The organism is Planomonospora algeriensis (assembly GCF_977012225.1).
In genome coordinates this window covers 1-7,527 of the sequence record NZ_CDRNDK010000324.1, presented here as the reverse complement: position 1 = coordinate 7,527, position 7,527 = coordinate 1, and the positions used below count along the sequence as shown (strand labels likewise).

The following is a 7,527-nucleotide window of genomic DNA, read 5'->3' as shown; positions in this document are numbered from 1 at the left end:
TGGGAATGCTCAGCGACATCGCGGGCCCGCGGGCGGCCCTCGTCCTGGCGGGCTCGGTCGACCTCGGTGGTGACGGTCCTCGCCGCCGTGGCGCTGGCCCGCGCGCTCGGGCACCGGGTGATCCCGGCGGTGCGGGGCCGCGCGCGCGGGCACCGGGGGACGCCGGAGACACCGGCGCCCGTGCTCGGAGGCCGGGAGATCCCGGAGACACCGGCGCCCGCGCTCGGAAGCCGGGAGATCCCGGAGACGCCGGCGCCGTCGCGGGACCTTCAGGGCGGATCGCCCGAGGGCAGGACGACGGTGAAGCACGCGCCCTCCCCCGTGTCGGTGTAGCGCACGTCCCCGCCGTGCGCGCGGGCCAGCTCACGGGTGATCCACAGCCCGAGCCCGACCGACTGCGGGTCGTCGCCGGTGGCGCCGAACCGGGAGAACAATGCCTCCCGCCGTTCCGCGGGGACCCCGGGACCGTGGTCGCGCACGTGCACCAGGACCGTTCCCCCGGCGCGCTCGGCGCGCACCGCCAGCGGCGGCGCGCCGTGGCGCACCGCGTTGGTGAGCAGGTTGAGGAGGATCTGCTCCAGCCGCTGCGGGTCGGCCGGCACGGTCAGCTCCTCGCCGACGTCGATCTCGACCGGTCGGCCGAGGTCGCTCACGACCTCCTCGACCGTCCGGCGCAGCGGGACCCGCCGCAGGTCGAGCCGGAGACCCCCTTCGGAGTCGACCCGGTCGGCGTCCAGCAGTCCGTCGGCCAGCCGCCGGATCCGGGCCGCCTGCCGCAGCGCGACGGCGACGAGCGCGTCCCGTTCCTCCGGCGGCAGCTCGCCGGCCTCGTCGCGGACGGACTCCAGGGCGAACCGCACCGAGGTCAGCGGGGAGCGGACGTCGTGGGCCAGGGTCGAGGTCAGGGCGGCGCGCCACTGCTCGGCCCGCCGGAGGCGTTCGTTGGCCCGCCGCTGGTGCCCGGCCTGCCGGGCGATGATCACTCCCACCGCCACGACCGCCGGGATGAGCAGCACCGTGCTGTAGACCGCCGCGGGCCCGCTGTCGGTGGCGACCAGCGGCACCAGATAGGCCAGGGTCGCCGGAACCGCCAGCGCCAGCACGGCCCGGACCGGCAGGTGCAGTCCCGCCCAGGCGAACAGCAGCATCAGGAAGGGACCGGTCCCGGCGACGAGCCCGGCGAACGTCCAGGTGGCCCAGGCCTGGATCACCAGTGCGGGTACACAGAGCACGTACGGCGGGCGGGGGCCGAAACGGGCCCAGGGCAGGAACCACGCGAGCGCCGCGCAGACGAGGTCGGCGGCGGCGATCGTGAGCAGCGCGGCCGTCCTGGAGGAGGTGCCGGTCCGGGTGAACAGGCCCGTCACGGTCAGCACCAGGACGAGGGTCCCGGCCAGCGCGTACAGCAGAGCGGCCTGGCGTGCGGCGACCTCCGGCCCTTCGCCCCACAGGGACCCCCACAGGGACCTCGCCCGCATCGCAACGCCCCCGCCTCGCACCCCGGCCATCTCGGATGATAACTATTCGTAGTATCTCGTTTCCCGAGAGTGACCATGGAGGTGGTGGTCCAGGAGCGGCCGCATCCGGTGCCGAGGAAGCACGGCGAATCCTCAGCCCATTGTCCTGCCTGTCGATAGGAAACCCGACGGGCGGGCGGTGAGACGTGTCCCGCTTCTTACACAGGAGGCCTCGCGTGGTATCGGTTCTCGTGGTCGACGACTCAGTCGTCGTCCGGCGCCTGATCGTCGACGCGTTGAGCGCGGATCCCGGCATCCAGGTGGTGGGCACCGCCCCCAACGGCAAGGTCGCCCTCTCCAAGATCGAGATGCTGAAGCCGGACATCGTCACACTCGACATCGAGATGCCGGTCATGGACGGACTGACCACGATCAAGGAGATCCGCAAGGTCCACCCCCGGCTGCCGGTCATCATGTTCAGCACGCTGACCTCGGTCGGAGCGTCGGCCACCCTGGAGGCCCTGGCATCGGGCGCCAGCGACTACGTGACGAAGCCGGCCAACGTCGGCAGCGTCTCGGAGTCCATCAAGAGCGTGCGCGAGCAGATCATCCCGCGCATCCACGCCCTCTGCAGGACGGGCATGCCGCCGCGCGGAGCGGTCAGACCGGCTCCGCGCCTGGCGCCGCCGCCTCCCCGCGCCGCGGGCCGCGCCGGCCCTGGCGCCGGTACGGGCACGCCCGACATCGTCGCGGTGGGCTGCTCCACCGGCGGGCCCGACGCCCTGGCGAAGGTGGTCAACACGCTTCCCGCGACGTTCCCCGTGCCGGTCGTCGTGGTGCAGCACATGCCGCAGGTCTTCACCAAGATGTTCGCCGAGCGGCTCGACCGGTCCTCCCCGCTGAAGGTCGTGGAGGCCCAGGCCGCCATGACACTCCAGCCCGGAACGGTCTACATCGCCCCCGGCGACTACCACCTCGAGGTGGTGCGGCGCGGCACCGGTGTCGTCACGCACCTGCAGCAGGGGCCGCCGGAGAACTTCTGCCGCCCGGCCGTGGACGTCCTGTTCCGCTCCGTCGCCCAGGCGTACGGGGGTTCGACCCTGGGCCTGATCCTGACGGGCATGGGCCAGGACGGCAAGCGCGGCAGCGAGGCCCTGGTCTCCAAGGGCGCGGAGATCGTCGCCCAGGACGAGGCGACCTCGGTCGTCTGGGGGATGCCCGGCGCGGTGGCCGGAGCGGGCCTGGCCCATTCGATCCTTCCCCTCAACGAGATTTCCCAGCATCTAATCAGTCGTGTGGCCGGCGGCCGCATGGCCAGGTCCCGAGGATGATCCGATGGCTTTGACCCAACATGAGTTCGCTTTCGTGAGCGGGCTCGTCCGGCGCGAGGCGGCGATCGTCCTCGAATCGGGCAAGGAATACCTGGTGGAGGCGCGGCTGCTGCCGCTCGCCAGGCGGACGGGCACCGTATCGGTGTCGGAGTTCGTCGCGCGGGCGCAGCGCGAGCGCGTGCTCGCCGACCAGATCGTCGACGCGCTGACCACCAACGAGACCTCATGGCTGCGTGACCGCGAACCGTTCACCGCGTTCACCGACAACGTGATCCCGGACCTGGCGGAGCGGCGCGGTCCCCAGCACAAGCTGCGGATCTGGTCGGCCGCCTGCTCCAGCGGGCAGGAGCCGTACAGCCTGGCCATGCTGCTGGAGGAGTCCGTACGGGCCGGCAAGTACGAGATCGTCGCGACCGACATCTCCACGGAGATGATCGACCGGGCCAAGGCCGGCCGCTACAGCCAGCTCGAGGTCAACCGCGGCCTGCCCGTGCCCATGCTGGTGCGGTACTTCGACCGGGTGGGCACCGAGTGGCAGGTGGCCGAGGCGCTGCGCCGCAACGTCACCTTCCAGAAGGTGAACCTGGCGGCTCCGCTGCCGCAGATGCCCCCCTTCGACGTGGTGTTCCTGCGCAACGTCCTGATCTACTTCGACCTCGAGACCAAGCGCTCGGTGCTGCGGCGGATCCGCAGCTGATGCGACCTGACGGCTGGCTGTTCCTCGGGGCCGCCGAAACCACCATCGGCATCGACGACGGGTTCGAACGCGTCGTCGCCGGACGCGCGTCGGCCTACCGGCCGCGCGCCGCCACGACTGCGCCGGTCGGCGCGACAAGGAAGGGGTGACACCGCGGTGCAAGCCATGGTGATCGACGATTCGCGAGCGATGCGCCTCATTCTGCGTCGCATCGTCACGCAGCTGGGCTTCGAGGTACACGAGGCCGGAAACGGAAAGGAAGCACTTGATCTGCTGGAGACAGTGGATCCGATGCCGCAGGTGGCGCTCATCGACTGGAACATGCCGGTGATGAACGGACTGGAGTTCGTCACGGCGGTCCGTTCGGACGAGCGTTTCCGGCAGATGACGCTGATGATGGTGACCACGGAGAGCGAGCACGGGCAGATCGTCCGGGCGCTCGCGGCGGGGGCGCACGAGTACGTCATCAAGCCGTTCACGCCTGAGGCCATCGCCGAGAAGCTGGCCCTGCTGGGCCTCGTACCGAGTGGAATCGTGTAATGAGCGTTCCGACCACAGACGACCTGCACGCCATCACCGAGCAGGTCTGGCTGTCCTACCTCGACCCCGAAGGGGTCAACCCCTTCCTCCCGTCGCCCGACGCCCCGCCGTCACCCCACGTGATCGCGGCCGTCTCGGTGACGGGAGCCTGGGAGGGCCACGTCGTCATGACCTTCTCCGAGAGGGCCGCCGAGCTGTCCAGCGCGGCCCTGCTCGGCATGGAGGACGACGAGGTCACCCCGGACGACGTCGCCGACGCCGTCGGCGAGCTGGTCAACGTCATCGGGGGCAACGTCAAGAGCCTGCTGCCGGACGGCTCCCTGCTCTCCCTGCCGCACGTGGTGACGGGGGAGTCCGCGGGCAACACCCGCTGGCCCGCGGCGGTGGAGGTCTGCCGCCTGCAGGGCAGCTGGCAGGACGAGAAGATCGCGATCAGCGTGTGGACCAGCAAGTCCGCCGGGGAAGGAGCCTAGGCACCATGAAGATCCTCATCGCCGACGATTCCCGCGTCATGCGCCAGATCGTCACCCGCACCCTCCGCCAGGCGGGCTTCAGCGGCCACGACCTCGTCGAGGCGGCCGACGGGCGCCAGGCCCACGACCTGACGGTCTCCGAGAAGCCCGACCTGGTCCTGTCGGACTGGAACATGCCCGAGATGACGGGCATCGAGGTGCTGCGCGCGCTGCGCGCGGGCGGGGTGAACGTGCCGTTCGGCTTCGTCACCTCGGAGGGCACCGACGAGATGAAGCAGATGGCCGAGCAGGCCGGGGCGCTGTTCCTCATCACCAAGCCGTTCACCGCGGAAACGTTCGCCGACGTACTCGGCCCGATCCTGGGGTAGAGGCCCTTCATGTCGACACTTCCGGCGCCAAAAGCCATAAAGGACCTGTTCGAGGACATGCTCGGTCGTGCCGTCACGGTGGGCATCACCGACCCCGCTGTCGCCGAGAACCTGCGCAAAGCGGTCGTGGCCCTGTATGTCGACAACACCAGGAAACTCACGGCGGTGGTCGGCTTCGACCTCAAGCTGGCCTCTTTCGCCGGGGCGGCCATCGGCCTCATCCCGGTGGGGGGCGCCGAGGCGTCCATCGAGGACGGCGAGCTGACCCCGATGCTGTCCGACAACGTCCGGGAGATCTGCAACATCCTGACAGGCCTGCTCAACCAGCAGGACCTGCCGCACCTGAAGCTGTACGAGGCGTACATGCCGGGTGAGGCCGCCCCGGCGGACGCCACCACCCGCCTGCTGGCCCTCGGCGCCCGGCTGGATCTGAAGGTCGACATCGCCGGGTACGGCTCGGGCAAGTTCTGGCTCTCCCTGGCCGGGTGAGCGTCCGGCCGGCCGTTCCCGCGACCGGTCGCAGTTCACTGGGGCGTCGTCCGGAGGACGGCGCCTTCGGTGTTCCCGGGGCGGCCGCGCCGGGAGACCGCGGCGGGCGCCCGGCCCGCGGGGACGCCAAGAGGCCCCGTCCGGCAGTGCCGGACGGGGCCTCACCCATGTTTACAGAGAGTGATCCACTATCCGGGTCAGTTGGCGGCGCTGACCACGTTGTTGCTGGCGGCGCCCTGCGGGCCGGCCACCGACTGGTTGGCCTTGTAGAAGGAGCCGCCGCCGTAGCCGCCGCCACCGCACGGGTTGTAGCCGCAGCCGCCGTAGCCGCCGCCGTAGCCGTACCCGCCGCGGCCGGTGCCGCTGGCGATGTTGGCGTTCGAGGCGCCGTACGGCCCGGCCACCGACCGGTTGTTCTTGTAGAAGGTGTCGCCGCCGCCACCGCAGCCGGTGCCGCAGCCGTAGCCGCCGCCGCCGCCCGCCAGGGCCGCGGACGAGGCGGAGAGCACGAGCGCGGCCGCTGCGGCTCCCGTGAACACGATGCGAGACAGTGTCTTGCTCATGAAAGTGGGTTCCTTTCTCGGTCCGGCCCTCTTCTGGACCGGATCTCACGTCGGATCCCGTGTCACCCGGCCGTCCGGCGGCCGGCTGACTGTGGACCCAAACGCCACATACCCGCCGCTCTCTTCTCAAACACGGAGAGTAATGTAGTAGATACTAAAAGCGACTTAAGATCGCGAGCGATGACTAATCACTCATGACTGCGCAGGTGTCGCCAGGTGGGCCGCGACCGGCAGAAATCAGTGCGGCCAGGGGATGTGCGACGTTTCGCCGTCCCTGTCCGGCTGCCCCGGTCGGGTGTTCTGTCCTGATATGGCAATGACTCAGAGGTAATGCGCTGGACGGTATTCGTCCATCATGCTCATATGGTCACTTGCTGTGCATAGAGGGACACTGATAGACACATCTGACGTGAGATGGTCGCTGCGGGACAGTACCGTGCTCACATCGGGAAGGGCGTCTCCGGCCGTCGGGGCACGATGACCGGAGACGCCCGCACGCGGACCGCACCCCGCGCCCCGGAAATCCGGCGCGATTGGTATGCAGATCGTATGCTTGGCGTATGAACCGAATCAGCGTGGCAATGCCCGAGGACCTTGAGGCGCACGTGCGCGAGCTGGCCGGCGGCAACCTCTCGGCCTACGTCCTGGAAGCCGTGCGTGCCCGGGTGGACAAGGACCTGCGGATGCGTGCGTACTACGCCAGCATCGGCGGCAGGCCGCGGCTCGACGAGAGCGAGGAGGACCGGGCCGCCATGGCGCGCATCCGCTCGTTCCTGCAACTGCCCGAGTCCGCGTGAGCGTTCTGGGGCCTGGACTGGTCCTGGACGCCAGCACCGTCCGGCTGCACCTGTCCGGTGACGTCTACACCGCCGCCATGATCGGCGCGGCGCTGGAGGCGGAACGTCCGATCGTGATCCCGTCCCTGGTCCTGGCGCAGGCCTACCGGGAGGCCGTGCCGGGTCCGGCCCGCGACCGCCTGATCGGCCTGGTCTCCGTGCTCGGCGAGCCGGAGATGTTCGACGAGGTCGGCCGGATCACCGCCCGCGACATCGGCACCGTCTGCCAGCTGGCGGGAGTGGACGACCTGTCGATCGGTCACGCGCTGTGGGCCGCCGTGGAACGCCGCAACCAGCCCGACCCGCTGTACGACTGGACGATCATCACCGAGCACCCGGAGATCTACCGCAAAGCGGTCCCGGGCCTGCCCACCGGCTGGCGCTGACCCTCGGAGCCCTGCTTGCTCCTAGCGGACCGGGCCGGTGGGGGCAGAGCGGTGGGCGACGGCCAGGCGGATGGTCCGGGCCAGCAGGGCGTGGACCGGGTGGTCGGCGGGGACCGCGGCGGCGGCGCGGGCCGCGGCGAGATCGGCCAGGAGCAGGCGGAGCCGGGCGCCACGTGGCGGGTCCGGGTGACGTACTGCGCGGCGCGGTGGGGGTCCTGAGGATCGGAGGGCACGCGGGAGAGGGACTCGGCGAGTTCGTCGAAGGCCTCCGCGATCTCGACGCCGACTTCGGCGCCGGCCTCAGCGCCGACCTCCGTGACCTCCGTGACCGTGACCTCCGTGACCTCCGTGACCGTGACCTCCGTGACCTCCGTGACCGTGACCTCC

14 protein-coding genes are annotated in these 7,527 nt (G+C 70.5%); 12 read left to right on the top strand and 2 right to left on the bottom strand.

Annotated elements, in window-relative coordinates:
* The coding region (locus ACWJ6R_RS26190) for a hypothetical protein (RefSeq protein WP_449064784.1) at positions 1 to 333 on the top strand (333 nt) is incomplete at its 5' end.
* Here the strand turns inward: ACWJ6R_RS26190 and ACWJ6R_RS26185 are convergent.
* Positions 270 to 1,478, bottom strand: a complete 1,209-nt coding sequence (locus ACWJ6R_RS26185) for a sensor histidine kinase (RefSeq protein WP_449064783.1) — start codon at positions 1,476 to 1,478, stop codon at positions 270 to 272. The genes ACWJ6R_RS26190 and ACWJ6R_RS26185 overlap by 64 nt on opposite strands.
* Before the next feature lie 215 nt (positions 1,479 to 1,693).
* On the opposite strand from ACWJ6R_RS26185, the gene ACWJ6R_RS26180 reads away from it, so the two are divergent.
* From ACWJ6R_RS26180 to ACWJ6R_RS26150, 7 genes are read left to right on the top strand one after another with little or no spacing between them, the layout of a single operon-like run.
* Positions 1,694 to 2,788, top strand: a complete 1,095-nt coding sequence (locus ACWJ6R_RS26180) for a protein-glutamate methylesterase/protein-glutamine glutaminase (RefSeq protein WP_449064782.1) — start codon at positions 1,694 to 1,696, stop codon at positions 2,786 to 2,788.
* A 4-nt stretch (positions 2,789 to 2,792) separates the two neighbouring features.
* Positions 2,793 to 3,485 carry a CheR family methyltransferase gene (locus ACWJ6R_RS26175; RefSeq protein WP_449064781.1) on the top strand — a complete coding sequence of 231 codons (693 nt, stop codon included), beginning with the start codon at positions 2,793 to 2,795 and terminating at the stop codon, positions 3,483 to 3,485.
* Positions 3,485 to 3,634: a hypothetical protein gene (locus ACWJ6R_RS26170; protein WP_449064780.1), complete on the top strand. Its 150-nt coding sequence runs from the start codon at positions 3,485 to 3,487 to the stop codon at positions 3,632 to 3,634. The genes ACWJ6R_RS26175 and ACWJ6R_RS26170 overlap by 1 nt, the downstream gene beginning before the upstream one ends.
* A gap of 16 nt (positions 3,635 to 3,650) precedes the next feature.
* The gene (locus tag ACWJ6R_RS26165) at positions 3,651 to 4,025 is read left to right on the top strand and encodes a response regulator (RefSeq protein ID WP_196455211.1); all 375 of its coding nucleotides are present in this window, start codon (positions 3,651 to 3,653) and stop codon (positions 4,023 to 4,025) included.
* Positions 4,025 to 4,498 (top strand): chemotaxis protein CheX, encoded by a 474-nt coding sequence (locus ACWJ6R_RS26160; RefSeq protein ID WP_449064779.1) that lies wholly within the window; start codon positions 4,025 to 4,027, stop codon positions 4,496 to 4,498. The genes ACWJ6R_RS26165 and ACWJ6R_RS26160 overlap by 1 nt, the downstream gene beginning before the upstream one ends.
* A 5-nt stretch (positions 4,499 to 4,503) precedes the next feature.
* Complete coding sequence (locus tag ACWJ6R_RS26155) at positions 4,504 to 4,866, top strand: response regulator (RefSeq protein WP_449064778.1); 363 nt, start codon at positions 4,504 to 4,506, stop codon at positions 4,864 to 4,866.
* Between the two features lie 57 nt (positions 4,867 to 4,923).
* Complete coding sequence (locus ACWJ6R_RS26150) at positions 4,924 to 5,355, top strand: hypothetical protein (protein WP_449064777.1); 432 nt, start codon at positions 4,924 to 4,926, stop codon at positions 5,353 to 5,355.
* A gap of 197 nt (positions 5,356 to 5,552) precedes the next feature.
* On the opposite strand, the gene ACWJ6R_RS26145 is transcribed toward ACWJ6R_RS26150, so the two are convergent.
* Complete coding sequence (locus tag ACWJ6R_RS26145) at positions 5,553 to 5,918, bottom strand: hypothetical protein (protein WP_449064776.1); 366 nt, start codon at positions 5,916 to 5,918, stop codon at positions 5,553 to 5,555.
* Positions 5,919 to 6,478: 560 nt separating this feature from the next.
* On the opposite strand from ACWJ6R_RS26145, the gene ACWJ6R_RS26140 reads away from it, so the two are divergent.
* The 4 genes from ACWJ6R_RS26140 to ACWJ6R_RS26125 form a co-directional block, all read left to right on the top strand.
* A complete protein-coding gene (locus ACWJ6R_RS26140) occupies positions 6,479 to 6,715 on the top strand; it encodes a hypothetical protein (protein ID WP_189240146.1) in 237 nt (78 codons plus the stop codon).
* Entirely contained in the window at positions 6,712 to 7,140 is a 429-nt protein-coding gene (locus tag ACWJ6R_RS26135; protein ID WP_449064775.1) for a type II toxin-antitoxin system VapC family toxin, read from the top strand. The genes ACWJ6R_RS26140 and ACWJ6R_RS26135 overlap by 4 nt, the downstream gene beginning before the upstream one ends.
* Before the next feature lie 15 nt (positions 7,141 to 7,155).
* A complete protein-coding gene (locus ACWJ6R_RS26130; RefSeq protein ID WP_449064774.1) occupies positions 7,156 to 7,359 on the top strand; it encodes a hypothetical protein in 204 nt (67 codons plus the stop codon).
* Positions 7,347 to 7,527, top strand: a 181-nt coding sequence (locus ACWJ6R_RS26125; protein ID WP_449064773.1) for a hypothetical protein, incomplete at its 3' end; no start/stop codon positions are given. The genes ACWJ6R_RS26130 and ACWJ6R_RS26125, both read left to right, overlap by 13 nt.

Coding starts and splice junctions, on each gene's coding strand:
- ACWJ6R_RS26170 (WP_449064780.1), top strand. CDS start 3,485: ATGCGACCTGACGGCTGGCTGTTCCTCGGGGCCGCCGAAACCACCATC.
- ACWJ6R_RS26145 (WP_449064776.1), bottom strand. CDS start 5,918: ATGAGCAAGACACTGTCTCGCATCGTGTTCACGGGAGCCGCAGCGGCC.
- ACWJ6R_RS26160 (WP_449064779.1), top strand. CDS start 4,025: ATGAGCGTTCCGACCACAGACGACCTGCACGCCATCACCGAGCAGGTC.
- ACWJ6R_RS26155 (WP_449064778.1), top strand. CDS start 4,504: ATGAAGATCCTCATCGCCGACGATTCCCGCGTCATGCGCCAGATCGTC.
- ACWJ6R_RS26175 (WP_449064781.1), top strand. CDS start 2,793: ATGGCTTTGACCCAACATGAGTTCGCTTTCGTGAGCGGGCTCGTCCGG.
- ACWJ6R_RS26165 (WP_196455211.1), top strand. CDS start 3,651: ATGGTGATCGACGATTCGCGAGCGATGCGCCTCATTCTGCGTCGCATC.
- ACWJ6R_RS26150 (WP_449064777.1), top strand. CDS start 4,924: ATGCTCGGTCGTGCCGTCACGGTGGGCATCACCGACCCCGCTGTCGCC.
- ACWJ6R_RS26140 (WP_189240146.1), top strand. CDS start 6,479: ATGAACCGAATCAGCGTGGCAATGCCCGAGGACCTTGAGGCGCACGTG.
- ACWJ6R_RS26185 (WP_449064783.1), bottom strand. CDS start 1,478: ATGCGGGCGAGGTCCCTGTGGGGGTCCCTGTGGGGCGAAGGGCCGGAG.